This is a genomic window from Nitrosospira sp. Is2 (assembly GCF_033095785.1).
Taxonomy (GTDB): domain Bacteria; phylum Pseudomonadota; class Gammaproteobacteria; order Burkholderiales; family Nitrosomonadaceae; genus Nitrosospira.
Genome location: NZ_CP137134.1, coordinates 1,161,188 through 1,180,130 on the forward strand (window position 1 = coordinate 1,161,188; position 18,943 = coordinate 1,180,130).

Consider the following 18,943-nt stretch of genomic DNA (forward strand, 5'->3'; position numbering starts at 1 on the left):
TGCTTATCGGATGACGATGGCCAGCTTGAAGTCGCCTCGCAGCAGATTGAGGATGATCCGGCCATCGCTTGACTGGAGGACCGAGAGGAATTCCTGTACCGAGCGTACTTTTTTGCGATTGACCCCGAAAATGATGTCGCCGGGCCTGATACCATGGAGCCAGGCCGGGCTATTCGCATCCACCTGGGTGACGATCACGCCTTCAATTTTTCCGCGCGCCCCGGTCTTGAAGTTTGCCACGGTTGCACCTGCAAGCTGGGGTACCGTCTCCGCCTCCGTGCCCGGAACCTCAAGCGGCGTCGCGATCTTGATCTTGGTAGTCAGGGTCTTGCCATTCCGCAGGATAGTCAGATTCACTGTTTCCCCGATCGGCATCATCCCGATCTTATTGCGCAGATCGATCGAACGTCTAACCGGGCGCCCATTCACTGCCGTTATCACGTCGCCGGGCTTAAGGCCAGCTTGTTCGGCTGGCGATTTGGACTCAACGGTACTGATAATCGCGCCTTCGGTAGAAGCGAGCCCCAGAGAGCGGGCCAGGTCGTGTGTAATATCTTCGCTACTCGCCCCCAGCCGCCCCCTTCGCACTTCACCAAAACGTACGATCTGATCCAGCACTGCCTTGACCATGGCGCTGGGCACCGCGAACCCAATACCAACGTTGGCGCCTGAAGGACCGATAATAGCCGTGTTAATACCGACCATCTCTCCCTTGAGATTGATCAGCGCGCCCCCAGAATTCCCCGGATTGATGGACGCATCGGTCTGTATGAAATCTTCATAACCCTCAAGATCCAGCCCGCTCCTGCCAAGCGCACTGACGATACCGGAGGTAACGGTCTGCCCTAGCCCGAACGGATTGCCGATCGCGACCACGAAATCGCCCACATTAAGCAGATCCGAATCGCCGAGGCGCAATGCCTGCAAATTTTTTGCCTCGATTTTAAGCAATGCGATATCGGTGCCTGGGTCGCTTCCCACCAGCTTTGCCACGAACTGACGCATGTCCTTGAGCGTGACCGTGACCTGCTGGGCATCCTTGATAACATGATAGTTGGTTACGACATAACCGCTGGCGGCGTCGACAATCACCCCCGATCCCGCACTCTGCTCCTGTCGGGCGGCTTGATCGGGGATATTGAAAAATCGGCGGAAAAACGGATCGCGGAATAGAGGGTTATCCTCGATGGCCGAACGCGACTGCACCGAAATATTCACTACCGCCGGTGTCACCTCCTGCAGTAGCGGAGCCAGGGTCGGCACACCGTTTTTGCTGTTCGCAAAGGGTAAACCCGCGTGCGCGGGAAAGACCATGGCCAGCAAAATAACAAAGCTGACCTGTAACAAAACAACTCGGGACGCTTTTCTCATGTATTCACTCGGTAAAGCCTGCTTGGGGCACCCAATCAGCTGAAGCAGAAAGTCTGAGGGTCAGGCATTGAGACCCTTGCCCAAATTCAGTATTTCCTCCATCCCAGGCTCGAACGGTTCGGGGTCGAAAGCTCTATCGCCGTCCGGGAAAGGCTTGTTACCCGCCTTGAGCTCATTGAAATTGTAAAGTCTGGGATCGGCAAGATGAGACGGCTGGATATTCTGCAACGCGGTAAACATTGTCTCGAGCCGGCCCGGAAACTTTTTGTCCCATTGTTGAAGCATTTCCTTAACCGCCTGGCGTTGCAAATTTTTTTGCGACCCGCATAGGTTGCACGGAATGATGGGGAAATTTTCCATCTCGGCATAAGCCGCCAGATCCTTCTCCTTGCAGTAAGCCAGGGGGCGGATCACGATATTTTTCCCGTCATCGCTCACCAGCTTTGGCGGCATGGTTTTTAGCTTGCCGCCGTAAAACAGGTTGAGAAACAAGGTTTCAAGGATGTCATCGCGGTGATGCCCCAGCGCGATTTTGGTGGCGCCCAGTTCTCCCGCAACGCGGTACAGGATGCCACGGCGTAGACGCGAGCAGAGACTGCAGGTCGTCTTGCCCTCCGCGATTACACGTTTTACAACGCTATATGTATCTTGTTCGACAATGCGAAACGGCATGCCAATCGCCGAGAGGTATCGCGGCAGCACCTCTTCAGGGAAACCGGGCTGCTTCTGATCCAGATTTACTGCAACCAGTTCGAACTGCGTTTGCGCATGCGCTTGCAGGTTGCTCAGAATGTCGAGCAATGCGTAGCTATCCTTGCCCCCGGAAAGACACACCATCACCCGGTCGCCATCCTCGATCATGTTGAAATCGGCAATAGCCGAACCGACGAGCCGTCTTAAGCGCTTGTGCAGCTTGTTGACGTTATGCTGCTCTTTCCTGGACACGATTTCCATATTTGGCCTTATTGTCTGAGCCGTTGTTTACCTAGTTATCATAGATGCAAGACGTCCGTCAGGTCCAGCACCCCCACGCCGGTTCAGCTTGGGCTAAATTTTAAGGAAAATTTCCCCGATAGCAACCGTTTGTTCCAAGAACACTCCCGCATGTAGATGATCCGTTTACGGCATCCCGCTCCGCACAGCCTGTTAAGAAAACCGCATTAGCCGCCGAGCCATAAGTCTTTTCGCCTTAGATCTCGCGGGGGCGTCACGTTCGCAGAAATGGTAATGACTAAAAGTCAATTCATTACCATTATTTATTCTTTTTACATTTCCTGATTCCTGTCTATCCTTTCGGAAAAATCCTTCCGGCGTTTTTTGCGGCGAGTTCGTTAATTCATGAAATCAATTCATTTCCTAATGCAAATATGTCGTTTTCATTAGCGAGAATTTCCCCCCAGGATGCGAGTGCAGTTCGGTTACTTCGTTCAATTGAAATTAAGGAGTGTTTTAATGAAATTACATAAAATCAAATATCTCGCGGCCGCGGTGGCTCTCATCACCTCAAGTACTGCACTCGCCGCATTCGATGGCTCTGCAGGAAACAGTTCGGTATTGTTTAACGCTTATGAATCCGTAAGTGGTTATTCTTTTGCACTGGATACCGGGTTGCGCAAGGATGACTTCACCCCGTCTTTTACCGGCCTCTCGGTTAATCTCGCCAACGATGCAAATTGGAACTCTTTCCTGACGCATGTCGGCAGCGCACATTTGGCCGATATCAAATGGAACATCATTGCCGCGGATACCAATGCAGGATCAGTGGATCACGATCCTGTCAGCTATCTGACCAGCGGACCCGCTGTTGGCGTTCCCGATGGTACGCGCAATGCCCAGCTTAATTCCTGGGGCGGCAATTTTAATTCCTTTGTCACCGCAAGCGGCAATTTTGGTGCCACGGGATTCGCAGGGGGAAATTCGACGGTTCATCTCAAAGAAGGTCCTGCTGATTATGCTTCGTACGAAGTCGCGCATGGATCCAGTTGGAATACGAAATCGAATTTCGATACGACCGCCGGATTGGGCGGCACGCTGAGTTTTTATGAGCTTACCAAAAATGGCGCGCCGGTCACCAACGTGGTGAATTCCCATCAACTGGGCACGGTAACGTTAAGCGAAGCCGGGGCGCTGGCGATTTCACCCATCCCCGAAGCTGACAGCTGGGCCATGCTGTTAGCTGGCCTGGCTCTGGTGGGATCAATTGCCCGGCGCCGTTCCCTCCGAGCGTCCTAAAACTCACTCTTTTCTCATTTAAAGAACCCGGCAGGTTTTGGCCGGGTCAGGGATGGCTTCGCCTGATAAATGAATAACATTAAGCAATCAATTTACTCTTAAAGGATACGCCATAGTGAAAAACAAACTAAAATTCGCGGCCGCCTCTTTCGCGCTGGCTGTTGCCGGCCAGGCAAACGCGGTCGGCCCCACCGTTACGCCGGACCTGACTCTTTATGTAGGTGGGGGGGCGGAACAAAACAATGTCTTTGAAACCATCGCGAAGTCATTGTTCACGCCTGGCACCATAGACTATTACACCGACCAGGCAGATAACTCCAAGGGCAAGGCGTTCCGCGCCGTATACGGCAAGTTCTGCCATGCATGCTTCGCCGCTGCATCGGATGCGCACCGGGCTAGCCTGCGCAATTAAGGCTTTCTGCAGCTCAGGGAGTTTCAATTTTTCTGAATCAGAGCGCATCGTGCACGTTACCCGTAATCCCAGGTTCGCATCGAGGAACAACAATGCAAACCGCTCCACATTATTTCGATCTCACTTTCTATATCAGAAAAAGCGATAAACAAATCGAATCTTATTAGTTCCCGTCATAAATGGGGACTGGTAACGTTCACCCTGGCCTCGCTTATAACGACAACTGGTAACTTTGCACTTGGGTTTATTGCTCTCTTTTGAGGGAAAAATGATTGCTATTACAAACATTGTTGAACTGGAAGATAAACATGAAGCGTTGGACTATGTTGGTAAACGCATTCCCGTGGAGATAAGGCAGCAAATACTGCGCGCGATTGCCAACATTGAATACGGCTCGGTAGAAGTAATTCTGCATGACGGTAAAGTAATGCAGATAGAGAGCCGTGAAAAGATTCGTGTCAGCCATAAAGAGCCTGCTGTCAGGAAATGACTTATGAACTCATGTACCTCCAGTCACTGGCGTTTGCTTAAGTGGTGATCTAATGACGACAAAAACCCACCATGCAATTGGAGGTTAAATACGACAGGACAATATTGCGTCTGACCAGGAAGCGGAGGGGGCGATTAAGAATGATTCAGGAGCTACGATGAAAGTTTTTTGGCAAGCCACCCTTGCATCCACACTCAGCATGTTAGCCGTCAGCTCGCTTCATGCAAATGAGAGCAGCGGTGAAAAAGAGAGGTCTCAGGTGACACCGTACGGCGTGCAGCAAATTTCTAACACCCGAGTCTCATCTTCCGGGAATCGGTCGGTCGGGAGTTCGAGCGAAAACTTTAAATGGGCGATCCCGTCCGCTGAAAAACCTGCTCCAATGAATACCTCTGCTTCTAAAGAGGACGCAGGCAAAAAGTCTACAAGCTACTTCAGGCCGTCAAGCAGCTATAGCACGCAGCCCGAATCTGATCCGCCCAGATATGTCCGGAATCTGAGCAAGACCGGCATTGAGGCTTTCAAGGACATCACATGGCTGGACGTGGGCCTGGATCACCGGACCCGCTATGAATTCCGCAGCAACGACATTAGGCGGACCGATCTCGTTCTCGATCAGCCTTTCCTGCTCCGTTCCAGGGCGTATTTAGGCATCAAGGAGATATTGGACCCACTGAGAGGTGCAGTCGAGTTTCAGGACTCACGGCGTTATAACGGCAAGTTTCCTCACGACGATCGCGACTTTAACGACTATGAATTGATTCAGGCCTACGGCGAACTTTATTTTAAAGGCGCGCTAGGCGCGGATGACAGGAAGCAACAACGCCCGCTTCGTTTCCGGGCGGGCCGCATGGCATACGAGGCACTTGACCGGCGTTTTATTGGTCGCAACGAATGGCGCAACACCACAAATACCTTTGAAGGGTTCCGCCTGAACCTTGGTCAGGAAGTCAATGACTGGGAAGTCGATCTGTGGGCCTACCAACCCGTCAAACGCCTGCTGAGCGACTTTGACCAGCGTATCGAAAACCAGTGGTTTTACGGCTCGATCGGCCACTGGCGCAAGTGGTCGGATGTCATTACGCTCCAGCCGTATTACATGGGTCTCATGCAGGATGGTAGCAAAGCGCCAGGTCAGATAGATCGCGAGATTCATTCGCCCGGCCTGCGTGGCTACGGGAAGATAGGGAACACCAACCTGGACTATGACTTTAACCTGACTTATCAGTTTGGAAGAAACGGTACGGAGCAACATGACGCGCATGGTTATACCCTTGAAACAGGGTATACCTTCAAGCACGACTGGAAACCACGGCTCAGCGCCTTTTATGGCTATGCGACCGGAGACCGTAATCCCAACGACAACGTGAATAATCGCTTTGAACGGTTCTTTGGTTTCGCGCGGCCATGGTCAGCAGACGACTACATCGTGTTCGAGAATATCAAGGCTCCAAAAATCAAGCTCGAGTTTCAGCCGGTCAAGGACTTGCGTATCGATGGCGGCTACGGCTGGTATTGGCTTGCAAGCAGCACGGACCGCTTTAATAACCTGCTCGACGGCAACACCAGCGCGAGGCGTAACCCCGGGTTTAATCGCGATGTGACGGGCAGAAGCGGCGACTTCATTGGCCACAATTTCGACATACGGGCGCGTTATAAGCTGACTGAGCGCATCGATACCACCATCGGGTACTCGCATTTTGTCAGCGGCAACTTCACGCGCAACAGGCAAGTGGCTGCGCTGGGGCGTAGCCCCCGAGGCTCGGATTTCCTCTACGTCGAAGTCGTCATCAGCGCCTTTTAAGTGAATCATTAGTTTGTTCCCAATTAATCTATCAAGGATAAAAAAAATGAGATTGAAGACAGGCCTTTCCGGGGCCCTGCTGGTACTGAGTTTTATCACGCTCAACGCATTCGCGGAGAAACAGCTCTTAAACGTTTCCTATGATCCCACCCGGGAGCTTTATCATGAATTCAATGCCGCCTTCGTGAAACACTGGGATGTCAAAACCGGGGAAAAGGTATCCATCAAGCAGTCCCACGGTGGCTCGGGCAAGCAGGCGCGATCTGTAATTGATGGCTTGGAGGCTGACGTCGTCACGCTTGCATTGGCAAATGACATTAACGCAATCGCTGAGAAAGCAAAGCTGCTCCCGGAAGGGTGGCAGAAACGCTTGCCGCAGAACAGCACGCCTTATACGTCCACGATCGTTTTCTTGGTGCGAAAAGGGAATCCGAAGGGCATAAAAGACTGGAACGATCTTGCCAGACCCGGTGTCGCGGTCATTACGCCAAATCCTAAGACCTCTGGCGGCGCCCAATGGAATTACCTTGCAGCCTGGGAATTTGGCAAGCGGCACTTCGGCGAAGCCAAGGCGAAGGAATTTGTAGCGGATATCTATAAGAACGTGCCGGTACTTGACTCCGGTGCTCGCGGCTCCACAACCACCTTCGTTGAACGCGGTGTGGGTGATGTGTTTATCTCCTGGGAAAACGAGGCTTTCCTAGCGATCAAGGAATTGGGCCCCGGCAAATTCGAGATTGTGGTGCCGTCATTGAGCATTCTCGCCGAACCCCCGGTTGCAGTGGTAGACAAGGTGGTTGACAAGAAGGGTACCCGAGCGGTTGCTGAAGCCTATCTACAGTATTTGTATGCTGATGAAGGGCAGGAAATAGCGGCAAAAAATTTCTACCGTCCCAGCAATTCCGCCATCGCCGCAAAATATGCTAGCCAGTTCCCCGCAATCAAGCTGTTCAGGATCGACGACGCATTTGGCGGTTGGAAAAACGCTCACAAGATCCATTTCTCGGATGGCGGTACCTTTGATCAGATTTATCAGAAGTAGCACGAGCTATACGGAAGACCGACTCATATGATCCGGAGCTAAGATGACTGCATTGGTAGTAGGTGGAGATTATATCGAGACACTGACGCGAGAACTGCTCGCGCACGGATTGAAGCGTGTCGAACACTGGGATGGGCGCCGTCCCCGGTTTACCAAACGTGCAATTCCCCGCAGCGCGAGACTCGTGGTGATACTGTACGATTATGTGAGCCACAGCGTATCGAATGCGCTGAAACAACAGGCCACCAAGAATGGTATCCCGTTGGTGTATTGCCGCAGTTCCAGCCATGAATTGCGCCGGAAACTGGAGGGACTGACGCTTAGCACCGTTCCCTGTCGCTGCCGCGACAAGATCAATGATGTGAGGAACTTCGTTAGGCAGTGGTTCCGCGGGAATCATTGAGATCATCTTTACACTGGCAAGGGAAATATCCTAGATATGAAAGCAAGAAGCGCGGAGGACGATTTGGTGCGCGTCCAGGCAACCACCGATTATCGGCTGCAGCGTTTGGAAGATGAGTGGGTAGTGGCCCACTTCGCTGACAGTCGACTGTCAAGCGTGTTCCAGCCGGTGGTTTCAAGTGCATTACAGGTTATTGGGCATGCAGCTTTTATTCGATGCGAGCCCGACAATAAAAATATCGTTTCACCTTGGGATATTTTTTCGCTGGCAACAGAGGACTCAGCGCTCGTCAGGCTGGATCGGTTGTGCCGGACCGTGCATGCGCTGAATTACTTTGGCGCTGCTTCGGGGCCGGGGAATCTTTTTGTCAGCGTGCAGCCCCGTCTGCTTGAGAGTGTCAAGGATGATCATGGTAACGCGTTTGCAAAGGTGCTTGATCTCATCGGAATACCGGCTTCTCGCGTTGTCATCGAGATCCCCGGGGAAGTGAATCGCAACTGGAAGCTGCTGGCGCATGTAATCGGCAACTACCGCTCACGCGGTTATCGGATTGCAGCCAATCATAGCGGCACAGGTAACAACTGGATGGCAGAATTGGGAAGCTTGTATCCGGATATTGTGAGGCTCGAGGCTTGGACGTTAGCAGGCTGTTACGGGACGAAAGCACTGCTCGACTCGATACATCATTTCGGAGCGTCAGTGCTGGTACATGAAATTGAAACAGTACAGCATAAGGATACCGCCCTTCAGGAAGGAGCGGATCTATTGCAGGGACGCGCCCTCGGGATGCCAGTGCGGGGGATTGAGGCGGCTATACCAGGTCTCCGGCGGACACAATACCGTGAATCGCCGGGAGATCATCGTCGGCCGTCGTTTAGAGGGACCCTGGATTGAGTAAATTTAAACAACACAGCGTTCTGCCGGGCTTCAATCTGGCGCTTGGGTTCACGCTGCTTTATCTTAGCCTTATCGTGTTAATTCCGTTATCAGCAGCATTTATCCGCACGTCAGCGCTCACATGGCCTGAGTTTTGGAATGTGGTGACGACTCCACGGGTAGTGGCGTCCTACAGGCTGACATTTGGCGCTTCTTTTGCCGCCGCGGCGGTAAATGCTGTATTTGGGCTGTTGGTGGCTTGGGTTCTGGTGCGCTATCGCTTCCCGGGCAAAAAACTGGTCGATGCGCTGGTGGATCTGCCATTCGCCTTGCCGACGGCCGTCGCGGGTATCGCCTTGACCGCGCTCTATGCAGGCAACGGTTGGATCGGGCAGTTTTTTGAACCCCTCGGGGTAAAGATTGCGTTTACTCCGCTTGGTATTTTTGTGGCGCTGACGTTTATCGGACTGCCCTTTGTGGTGCGGACTGTACAACCGGTGCTGGAAGACATCGAGTCTGAATTGGAGGAAGCGGCTGCCACACTCGGGGCAAACCGGGCGCAAACGTTTTCGAGGATCATTTTTCCCACACTTTTCCCAGCGTTGACAACCGGCTTCGCGCTTGCCTTCGCTCGCGCCATCGGGGAATACGGGTCGGTGATTTTCATTGCAGGCAATATGCCTCTTGTCTCCGAGATTACGCCACTCCTGATCATCACCAAGCTGGAGCAATATGACTATGCCGGCGCCACCGCGCTCGCGGTTGTGATGCTGGTGATATCGTTTGTCATGTTGCTCATAATCAACTTGCTTCAATGGTGGAGCCGTCGGCGGAGCGTATTGACGTGAGGACACTCTGATGAACGCCACTACCGTCCCTGTACAACACGCTCCCCTGCCCACGGTGAGACCCGCCCAGGCAATTGAAGAGCCTGCGTGGGTCCGCTGGAGTTTGATCGGCATCGCGCTGGCCTTTCTCACGTTTTTCCTTTTCGTACCCCTGATCTCAGTGTTTTACGAGGCGCTTAAGAAGGGGCTGGACGTGTACTTCGCCGCCATCACGGAGCCGGATGCGCTATCTGCCATTCAGCTTACCCTCACCGCTGCGGCAATCGCAGTACCGCTCAACCTGATATTCGGCGTCGCCGCTGCATGGGCGGTGGCAAAGTTCGAATTCCGCGGTAAGAATTTGCTGATCACCTTCATTGATTTGCCTTTTTCGGTCTCGCCCGTAGTTTCAGGATTGATCTACGTGCTCATCTTCGGGTTGCAGGGGTGGCTGGGGCCGTGGCTGGCCGAACACGACATCAAGATTATTTTTGCGGTTCCGGGCATTGTGCTCGCTACCATATTCGTGACCGTTCCCTTCATTGCACGTGAACTGATCCCCCTCATGCAGGCCCAGGGTACCGAGGAGGAGGAGGCCGCCGTGGTCCTTGGCGCTAATGGGTGGCAAATTTTCTTCCGCGTGACGCTACCAAACATAAAGTGGGGTCTGCTCTATGGCACGATCCTGTGCAACGCCCGCGCAATGGGAGAATTTGGCGCGGTATCGGTCGTCTCCGGCCATATCCGGGGGAGTACCAACACGCTGCCGCTTCATGTCGAGATACTCTACAACGAATACAATTTTGCGGCGGCGTTCGCCGTGGCATCGCTGCTGGCGCTGCTCGCGCTGGTTACGCTGGCACTAAAAAGCCTAGTCGAATCCAAAAAACATGATGACAAGGAAAATGGGAATGAGTATAGAGGTGCGTAATCTTTCCAAGAACTTCGGGAGTTTTTCTGCGCTTCGCGACGTTAGCCTCGAGGTCCGTTCAGGGGAGCTACTGGCGTTGCTCGGACCTTCCGGCTCTGGAAAAACTACCCTATTGCGCGTAATCGCCGGACTGGAAACTGCGGATGCCGGCCAGGTCTTGTTTCAGGGAGAGGACGCTACCGACCAGCATGTGCGCGAGCGGCAAGTCGGATTTGTATTCCAGCACTATGCCCTATTCAGGAATATGACCATAATGGAAAACGTAGCGTTCGGTCTACGCGTGCGTCCCAAGAAATTCCGCCCCAAGGACGTAGAAATTCGCGAACGCGTGCATCAGTTGCTGAAGCTGGTGCAACTGGACTGGCTGGCAGATCGCTATCCTCATCAGCTTTCGGGCGGGCAGCGTCAACGGATTGCTCTCGCGCGGGCCCTGGCCGTTGAGCCGAAGGTATTATTGCTGGATGAACCTTTTGGCGCACTGGATGCTAGGGTACGGAAAGAGCTGCGTGCCTGGTTAAGAAGGCTGCATGACGACATGCATATCACCAGCGTGTTCGTCACGCATGACCAGGAAGAGGCGCTCGAAGTGGCTGACAGGGTAGTGGTTATGAATGAAGGGCGTATTGAGCAGATCGGGACACCGGATGAAGTGTATGAACATCCCGCGAGTCCTTTCGTTTACGAATTCCTCGGCAAGGTAAATTTGTTTCATGGCCGACTTCACCGCGGACGTGCCTGGATTGGAGGAGTAGAAATCGATGCGCCTGAGCATACGGAAGCGGAAGAGCTCGAGGCAATAGCGTACGTGAGGCCGCACGATATTGAAATCGAGCGGGCTTCCGCCCTCAGCCCGGGAGACGGCGAGGCAGATACGGGATTGAGGCTGGCCGCGGAGGTAAGCCATGTTCTTGCGATCGGCCCCGTCGTGCGTCTTGAATTGATACGCGACGCCGGCACGGATATCGAACAGAAGGAGTTGATAGAGGTTGAAATCACAAAGGAACGTTTCAGAGAACTGAAATTGGTGCGCGGGGATCAGGTTTTAATAAAACCCTCCCGCGTCGATCTTTTTCCGCGACAGATACACTAGGGAACCTCCGGACCAGATCCGCCAGACGCGGCAGACGACTGGCTTAGCGGGATGGGAGGCGCGAGAGGCGGGACGTAAATGGCTGATCGCTTCGCCAGGAACAGACAAAGCACACTCTCCAATGCGCCGCGCAGAGGACTTCTTCAGAGGTACTTTAAGATCCGCTCTGCGCCCTTGGCAAGGGACGTGCAGAGCGATCGACAAACCAGCCTCAGGTTGGGGGGCTGGGTGCCTTCATCGGACCTGGCGAGGCCGGTCAGCGTAGCGGGAGCGATAGCCAATAAAAAAGCCCCGACTCTAACGAGCGGGGCTTTTTTATTGTAAGGTGCCTGGCAGTGACCTACTTTCGCATACGAATGCATACTATCATCGGCGCGACTTCGTTTCACGGCCCTGTTCGGGATGGGAAGGGGTGGGTCCAAAGCGCTATGACCGCCAAGCGTAACTCTTATCGTACCACAACCGAAACGGACCATTAGCCCGACGCTCGGTTATAAGCAACGATCTGGAAGAAGTAAATTGGGTTGATTGTATCTGGCAAACACCACTTTCTTAAGGTTATAGGATCAAGCCGCACGGTCAATTAGTATCGGTTAGCTTAACGCATTACTGCGCTTCCACACCCGACCTATCAACGTCGTGGTCTTCGACGAACCTTTAGGGGGGTTAAACCCCCGGGAAGTCTCATCTTGAGGCGAGTTTCCCGCTTAGATGCTTTCAGCGGTTATCTCTTCCGCACTTAGCTACCCGGCGATACGACTGGCGTCATAACCGGTACACCAGAGGTGCGTCCACTCCGGTCCTCTCGTACTAGGAGCAGGTCCCCTCAAACTTCCAACGCCCACGGCAGATAGGGACCAAACTGTCTCACGACGTTTTAAACCCAGCTCACGTACCACTTTAAATGGCGAACAGCCATACCCTTGGGACCGGCTACAGCCCCAGGATGTGATGAGCCGACATCGAGGTGCCAAACTCCCCCGTCGATATGAACTCTTGGGAGGAATCAGCCTGTTATCCCCGGCGTACCTTTTATCCGTTGAGCGATGGCCCTTCCATACAGAACCACCGGATCACTATGACCTGCTTTCGCATCTGCTCGACTTGTCAGTCTCGCAGTCAAGCACGCTTTTGCCATTGCACTATCAGCACGATTTCCGACCGTACCTAGCGTACCTTCGTACTCCTCCGTTACACTTTGGGAGGAGACCGCCCCAGTCAAACTGCCTACCATACACGGTCCCCGATCCAGATAATGGACCTAGGTTAGAACCTCAACAACATCAGGGTGGTATTTCAACGTCGGCTCCATGAGCTCTAGCGAGCCCACTTCAACGCCTCCCACCTATCCTACACAGACATTGTCAAAGTCCAATGTAAAGCTACAGTAAAGGTGCACGGGGTCTTTCCGTCTAGCCGCGGGGAGATTGCATCTTCACAAACATTTCAACTTCGCTGAGTCCCAGGAGGAGACAGTGTGGCCATCGTTACGCCATTCGTGCAGGTCGGAACTTACCCGACAAGGAATTTCGCTACCTTAGGACCGTTATAGTTACGGCCGCCGTTTACCGGGGCTTCGATCAAGAGCTTGCACCCCATCACTTAACCTTCCGGCACCGGGCAGGCGTCACACTCTATACGTCCACTTTCGTGTTTGCAGAGTGCTGTGTTTTTATTAAACAGTCGCAGCCACCATTTCTTTGCAACCCCCATCCGCTTCGCACGCGAGGTGCTACACGTACCGGGGGCACACCTTATCCCGAAGTTACGGTGTCAATTTGCCGAGTTCCTTCTCCTGAGTTCTCTCAAGCGCCTTGGAATTTTCATCCCGCCCACCTGTGTCGGTTTGCGGTACGGTCTTCATTCAACTGAAGCTTAGTGGCTTTTCCTGGAAGCAGGGTATCACTCACTTGGCGCCCCGAAGGGCGTTTCGTTATCACGCCTCAACTAAGCCGCCCGGATTTGCCTAGGCGGCACGTCTACACGCTTCAACCGGGACATCCAACACCCGGCCGAGCTAACCTTCTCCGTCCCCACATCGCATTGAACAAAGGTACTGGAATATTAACCAGTTTCCCATCAGCTACGCATTTCTGCCTCACCTTAGGGGCCGACTCACCCTGCGCCGATGAACGTTGCGCAGGAAACCTTGGGCTTACGGCGAGGGAGCCTTTCACTCCCTTTATCGCTACTCATGTCAGCATTCGCACTTCCGATACCTCCAGCAGCCTTCTCAAGCTACCTTCGCAGGCCTACGGAACGCTCTCCTACCATCTACACTTGCGTGTAAATCCCTAGCTTCGGTGCACAGTTTGAGCCCCGTTACATCTTCCGCGCAGGACGACTCGATCAGTGAGCTATTACGCTTTCTTTAAAGGATGGCTGCTTCTAAGCCAACCTCCTGACTGTTTTAGCCTTCCCACTTCGTTTACCACTTAACTGTGTCTTTGGGACCTTAGCTGAGGGTCTGGGTTGTTTCCCTTTCGACACCGGACGTTAGCACCCGATGTCTGTCTCCCACGCTCGCACTCTTCGGTATTCGGAGTTTGCCATGGTTTGGTAGGCCTAAATGGCCCCCTAGCCATAACAGTGCTCTACCCCCGAAGGTGATACGTGAGGCACTACCTAAATAGTTTTCGGAGAGAACCAGCTATTTCCAGATTTGTTTAGCCTTTCACCCCTACCCACAGCTCATCCCCTAATTTTTCAACATTAGTGGGTTCGGACCTCCACGAGGTGTTACCCCCGCTTCATCCTGGCCATGAGTAGATCATCTGGTTTCGGGTCTACACCCAGCAACTAAACGCCCTATTAAGACTCGCTTTCGCTGCGCTTCCCCTATTCGGTTAAGCTTGCTACTGAATGTAAGTCGCTGACCCATTATACAAAAGGTACGCAGTCACGGAACAAGTCCGCTCCCACTGTTTGTATGCATGCGGTTTCAGGGTCTATTTCACTCCCCTCCCGGGGTTCTTTTCGCCTTTCCCTCACGGTACTGGTTCACTATCGGTCGATTACGAGTATTTAGCCTTGGAGGATGGTCCCCCCATGTTCAGACAGGATTTCACGTGTCCCGCCCTACTTGTTCCAATCCTAGTTCCACACTCAAACTTTCGCCTACGGGGCTATCACCCACTATGGCCCGACTTTCCAGACGGCTCGGCTGGTTCGAGTGCTAAAAATTGGAGGCTGCTCCCATTTCGCTCGCCACTACTCTGGGAATCTCGGTTGATTTCTTTTCCTCTGGCTACTTAGATGTTTCAGTTCACCAGGTTCGCCACGCTTGGCCTATGTATTCAGCCAAGGTTGACCCTTGCGGGCCGGGTTTCCCCATTCGGACATCTCCGGATCAAAGCTTGTTTGCCAGCTCCCCGGAGCTTTTCGCAGGCTACCACGCCCTTCATCGCCTGTAATCGCCAAGGCATCCACCACATGCACTTATTCGCTTGATCCTATAACCTTAAGGGCTCGGAGTCAGAAACGGAACTATCAACACTGCCGTTTCCCCATCCAAGCACCGTTAATGTTACAGGTGTTTGCTTGCATCGCATCCGACTAAAAATGCCATGCATCGATACAATCTAACCCGGTATTCCATTTTTCTGAAGACGCAAGCTGATCAAAAGATCGTTGCATCCCGTCGAGAACGGAATACTTTACTTCTTCCAAATTTTTAAAGATCGTCGGTGACAGACGGAACATGCTGAGAGTTTGACGCCCCCAATATTTTCCGCCTATTTCCGAAATACAGCCGCTGGTTAAAAACCAGAAGTAAACGCTTTCCGTTTACTTCTATTTTCTAAATTCTTACATCACTGCGTTCCAAATTGGTGGAGGTGAACGGGATCGAACCGATGACCCCCTGCTTGCAAAGCAGGTGCTCTCCCATCTGAGCTACACCCCCGTTAGCTGGTGGGTCTGGGTGGACTTGAACCACCGACCCCACGCTTATCAAGCGTGTGCTCTAACCAACTGAGCTACAGACCCGGAACAGAGCCTAGACGCGATGAACGGGCTTCTTTGCTTCGCCAGCCTCTATTCCCCAGCCCCTAGCCTTGCTTTATAAACAACCGATAGGTTGTGGGCGCTTGACGGGAATATCTCTAGAAAGGAGGTGATCCAGCCGCAGGTTCCCCTACGGCTACCTTGTTACGACTTCACCCCAGTCATGAATCTCACCGTGGCAGGCGCCCTCCTTGCGGTTAGACTACCTGCTTCTGGTGAAACCCACTCCCATGGTGTGACGGGCGGTGTGTACAAGACCCGGGAACGTATTCACCGCGACATGCTGATCCGCGATTACTAGCGATTCCGACTTCACGGAGTCGAGTTGCAGACTCCGATCCGGACTACGACGCGCTTTCTGAGATTAGCTCCCCCTCGCGGGTTGGCAACCCTCTGTACGCGCCATTGTATTACGTGTGAAGCCCTACCCATAAGGGCCATGAGGACTTGACGTCATCCCCACCTTCCTCCGGTTTGTCACCGGCAGTTTCATTAAAGTGCCCAACTGAATGATGGCAATTAATGACAAGGGTTGCGCTCGTTGCGGGACTTAACCCAACATCTCACGACACGAGCTGACGACAGCCATGCAGCACCTGTGTTACCGCTCCCTTTCGGGCACGCCCACCTCTCAGCGGGCTTCGGTACATGTCAAGGGTAGGTAAGGTTTTTCGCGTTGCATCGAATTAATCCACATAATCCACCGCTTGTGCGGGTCCCCGTCAATTCCTTTGAGTTTTAATCTTGCGACCGTACTCCCCAGGCGGTCAACTTCACGCGTTAGCTGCGTTACCAAGTCCGTTAAGACCCGACAACTAGTTGACATCGTTTAGGGCGTGGACTACCAGGGTATCTAATCCTGTTTGCTCCCCACGCTTTCGTGCCTGAGCGTCAGTGTTAACCCAGGGGGCTGCCTTCGCCATCGGTGTTCCTCCACATCTCTACGCATTTCACTGCTACACGTGGAATTCCACCCCCCTCTGCCACACTCTAGCCTTGTAGTTTCAAACGCAGTTCCCAGGTTAAGCCCGGGGATTTCACATCTGACTTACAAAACCGCCTGCGCACGCTTTACGCCCAGTAATTCCGATTAACGCTCGCACCCTACGTATTACCGCGGCTGCTGGCACGTAGTTAGCCGGTGCTTCTTCTTCCGGTACCGTCAGTTGTCACGGATATTAGCCGTGACCGTTTCGTTCCGGCTGAAAGAGCTTTACAACCCGAAGGCCTTCTTCACTCACGCGGCATGGCTGGATCAGGGTTTCCCCCATTGTCCAAAATTCCCCACTGCTGCCTCCCGTAGGAGTCTGGGCCGTGTCTCAGTCCCAGTGTGGCTGGTCGTCCTCTCAGACCAGCTACTGATCGACGCCTTGGTAAGCCTTTACCTCACCAACTAGCTAATCAGACATCGGCCGCTCCAAAAGCGCAAGGTCTTGCGATCCCCTGCTTTTCTCCAGAGAGATTATGCGGTATTAGCACACCTTTCGGTGCGTTATCCCCCACTTAAGGACACGTTCCGATGCATTACTCACCCGTTCGCCACTCGCCACCAGGGTTGCCCCCGTGCTGCCGTTCGACTTGCATGTGTAAAGCATGCCGCCAGCGTTCAATCTGAGCCAGGATCAAACTCTTCAGTTTAATACTGGTAAAACTCTCGCATGACGTATTCAGTTCCGGCGCTTATCTCGAGTGATCGAGAAAAAACCAGAACCTTGTTACATTGTGCGAGCACATCGACTTTTGATTACCGGATATTTTCGACTCCGAAGAGTTGAATTTACCCGGCTGTCCCGGTCAAGTGCCCACACCTATCGGCTGTAAATTTTTAAAGAGCAGTGCTGGCAAACAACTTAAGCCAACAACGGGAAAGGCGGAATTATACAGATACTAGAAGGGCGGTCAAGAGTTTTTGTAATTCTTTCTTCCTGTCAGGTGACCGTCGCCTTCGGGAACTTCACTCTACCTACTGCTTCGACCCCAACGAAACTTAATCGGCTTCGTCGGCGATCGCCAACTTCCATTCTATGTTTCTATTTTGACCGTAACACGACTTAAAAGTTTCGTCGCGGCCGCCAACTTCGATTCCTGCCTTGACTGGGATTTAACTTAACACTTTAATCGCCAGCCAACGTCTTTCCATAAGTTGCATTCTACAGTACCTTTGGGTAACGCACAGTTCTTTCGCGCCACTTATCGTACACGTTCCGGAAAAATTGGCTTCAACCTGATCATATCTCGCTCAGGAGACGTTCGGAGACGGTCACCTTCGCGAATTTTCGCTTGCCCACCTGTACGATGACGGTTTGACCACTACTTAACTTGATAGTTTTATCGCAGACCTTTTCCCCATTCAATTTTACGCCGCCTTGTTCGATCAAGCGTAGCGCTTCTGTCGTGCTAGCTGTAAGCCCGGCCTGCTTGAGCAACTGGGCAATCGGTAATCCGCCCTTTTCGGCGTATAACAGTTTTTCGAGCATGTGATCGGGTAACGCACCACGCTTGAATCGCGCCTCGAAATCCGCCAGCGCGGCTTCAGCATCGCGTTCGCTGTGAAACCGCGCCACAATCTCTTGCGCGAATATCGCCTTAATATCACGAGGGTTTCGGCCCTGCTTCACTTCCCCTTGCCATTGTTGGACAATCCTGATGGGCTCAAATGAAAGCAATTCGATATAACGCCACATCAGTTCGTCCGATGTCGACATTAGCTTGCCGAACATCTCAGCGGGACTTTCGGTAATTCCGATATAGTTACCGGCGGACTTCGACATTTTATTGATGCCGTCGAGCCCCTCAAGCAAAGGCATGGTGATCACACATTGCGGCGGTTGGTTGAAATGCTTCTGCAACTCCCTTCCCATGAGCAAATTGAATTTCTGATCGGTACCCCCAAGCTCGATATCGGCTTTCAGGGCCACGGAGTCGTAGCCCTGGATCAACGGGTAAAGGAATTCATGAATAGCGATGGGCTTGTTGCCTCGATAACGCTTGCCAAAATCGTCCCGCTCCAGCATGCGTGCAACCGTATGCGTGGCCGCCAGCTTGATCAGGTCGGCAGCCCCGAGTTTGTCCATCCAGGTGGAATTGAATACCACCTCGGTCTGCTCAGGCTTGAGGATGCGAAAGACCTGGTTCTGGTACGATTTCGCATTCTCGATCACCTGCTCGCGTGAAAGGGCTGGGCGAGTCGCATTTTTACCACTCGGATCACCGATCATGCCGGTAAAATCACCAATCAGGAACAGGGCATGGTGCCCCAAATCCTGAAAGTGGCGCATCTTATTCAGCAGAACCGTGTGACCGAGGTGCAAGTCGGGCGCGGTAGGATCAAATCCTGCCTTGATTCTGAGGGGGCGGCTTAAAGCCAGCTGTCGCTCCAGCTCGTCTTCCAGCAAAAGCTCGCTGCAACCGCGCCTTATGATCTCCAGCTGTTCTGTAATGGGCTTCACTGAGGCGAGTC

13 protein-coding genes, 2 tRNA genes and 3 rRNA genes are annotated in these 18,943 nt (G+C 53.0%); 10 read left to right on the forward strand and 8 right to left on the reverse strand.

The window, feature by feature from the left end:
* Positions 1–3 precede the first annotated feature (3 nt).
* Entirely contained in the window at positions 4–1,371 is a 1,368-nt protein-coding gene (locus tag R5L00_RS05090) for a DegQ family serine endoprotease (protein ID WP_107693760.1), read from the reverse strand.
* A gap of 60 nt (positions 1,372–1,431) precedes the next feature.
* Positions 1,432–2,325 carry a tRNA 2-thiocytidine(32) synthetase TtcA gene (gene ttcA / locus R5L00_RS05095; RefSeq protein ID WP_107693759.1) on the reverse strand — a complete coding sequence of 298 codons (894 nt, stop codon included), beginning with the start codon at positions 2,323–2,325 and terminating at the stop codon, positions 1,432–1,434.
* A 498-nt stretch (positions 2,326–2,823) separates the two neighbouring features.
* Between ttcA and R5L00_RS05100 the strand changes: the two genes are divergently transcribed.
* The 10 genes from R5L00_RS05100 (at position 2,824) to R5L00_RS05145 (ending at position 11,478) form a co-directional block, all read left to right on the forward strand.
* Complete coding sequence (locus R5L00_RS05100) at positions 2,824–3,603, forward strand: PEP-CTERM sorting domain-containing protein (protein WP_317653643.1); 780 nt, start codon at positions 2,824–2,826, stop codon at positions 3,601–3,603.
* 115 nt (positions 3,604–3,718) lie between these two features.
* Positions 3,719–4,015: a hypothetical protein gene (locus R5L00_RS05105; RefSeq protein WP_107693757.1), complete on the forward strand. Its 297-nt coding sequence runs from the start codon at positions 3,719–3,721 to the stop codon at positions 4,013–4,015.
* 268 nt (positions 4,016–4,283) lie between these two features.
* Complete coding sequence (locus R5L00_RS05110) at positions 4,284–4,505, forward strand: YezD family protein (RefSeq protein ID WP_317653644.1); 222 nt, start codon at positions 4,284–4,286, stop codon at positions 4,503–4,505.
* Between the two features lie 157 nt (positions 4,506–4,662).
* Positions 4,663–6,309, forward strand: coding sequence for an alginate export family protein (locus R5L00_RS05115; RefSeq protein WP_411555591.1), 1,647 nt, complete (start codon positions 4,663–4,665; stop codon positions 6,307–6,309).
* A 46-nt stretch (positions 6,310–6,355) separates the two neighbouring features.
* On the forward strand, positions 6,356–7,351 hold the full coding sequence (locus R5L00_RS05120; protein WP_317653647.1) for a sulfate ABC transporter substrate-binding protein: 996 nt from the start codon (positions 6,356–6,358) through the stop codon (positions 7,349–7,351).
* Between the two features lie 43 nt (positions 7,352–7,394).
* Positions 7,395–7,754 carry a DUF2325 domain-containing protein gene (locus R5L00_RS05125; protein ID WP_317653648.1) on the forward strand — a complete coding sequence of 120 codons (360 nt, stop codon included), beginning with the start codon at positions 7,395–7,397 and terminating at the stop codon, positions 7,752–7,754.
* A gap of 36 nt (positions 7,755–7,790) precedes the next feature.
* Positions 7,791–8,648, forward strand: coding sequence for an EAL domain-containing protein (locus R5L00_RS05130; protein ID WP_317653649.1), 858 nt, complete (start codon positions 7,791–7,793; stop codon positions 8,646–8,648).
* Positions 8,645–9,478, forward strand: a complete 834-nt coding sequence (cysT, locus tag R5L00_RS05135; protein ID WP_317653650.1) for a sulfate ABC transporter permease subunit CysT — start codon at positions 8,645–8,647, stop codon at positions 9,476–9,478. The genes R5L00_RS05130 and cysT overlap by 4 nt, the downstream gene beginning before the upstream one ends.
* Positions 9,479–9,488: 10 nt before the next feature.
* The gene (cysW, locus tag R5L00_RS05140) at positions 9,489–10,388 is read left to right on the forward strand and encodes a sulfate ABC transporter permease subunit CysW (RefSeq protein ID WP_317653651.1); all 900 of its coding nucleotides are present in this window, start codon (positions 9,489–9,491) and stop codon (positions 10,386–10,388) included.
* Positions 10,369–11,478 (forward strand): sulfate ABC transporter ATP-binding protein, encoded by a 1,110-nt coding sequence (locus tag R5L00_RS05145; protein WP_317653652.1) that lies wholly within the window; start codon positions 10,369–10,371, stop codon positions 11,476–11,478. The genes cysW and R5L00_RS05145 overlap by 20 nt, the downstream gene beginning before the upstream one ends.
* A gap of 327 nt (positions 11,479–11,805) precedes the next feature.
* Here R5L00_RS05145 and rrf read toward each other — a convergent pair.
* The 6 genes from rrf to tyrS form a co-directional block, all read right to left on the reverse strand.
* Positions 11,806–11,918 (reverse strand): 5S ribosomal RNA (rrf, locus tag R5L00_RS05150).
* A gap of 122 nt (positions 11,919–12,040) precedes the next feature.
* A 23S ribosomal RNA gene (locus tag R5L00_RS05155) occupies positions 12,041–14,930 on the reverse strand.
* 376 nt (positions 14,931–15,306) lie between these two features.
* Positions 15,307–15,382 (reverse strand) — tRNA-Ala (locus tag R5L00_RS05160).
* Between the two features lie 6 nt (positions 15,383–15,388).
* Positions 15,389–15,465: transfer RNA gene (locus R5L00_RS05165), tRNA-Ile, on the reverse strand.
* 120 nt (positions 15,466–15,585) lie between these two features.
* Positions 15,586–17,121: ribosomal RNA gene (locus R5L00_RS05170) — 16S ribosomal RNA — on the reverse strand.
* Together the 16S, 23S and 5S rRNA genes with 2 tRNA genes alongside form the textbook arrangement of a ribosomal RNA operon.
* A gap of 590 nt (positions 17,122–17,711) precedes the next feature.
* Positions 17,712–18,932, reverse strand: a complete 1,221-nt coding sequence (tyrS, locus tag R5L00_RS05175; RefSeq protein ID WP_317653653.1) for a tyrosine--tRNA ligase — start codon at positions 18,930–18,932, stop codon at positions 17,712–17,714.
* Between the last annotated feature and the right edge of the window lie 11 nt (positions 18,933–18,943).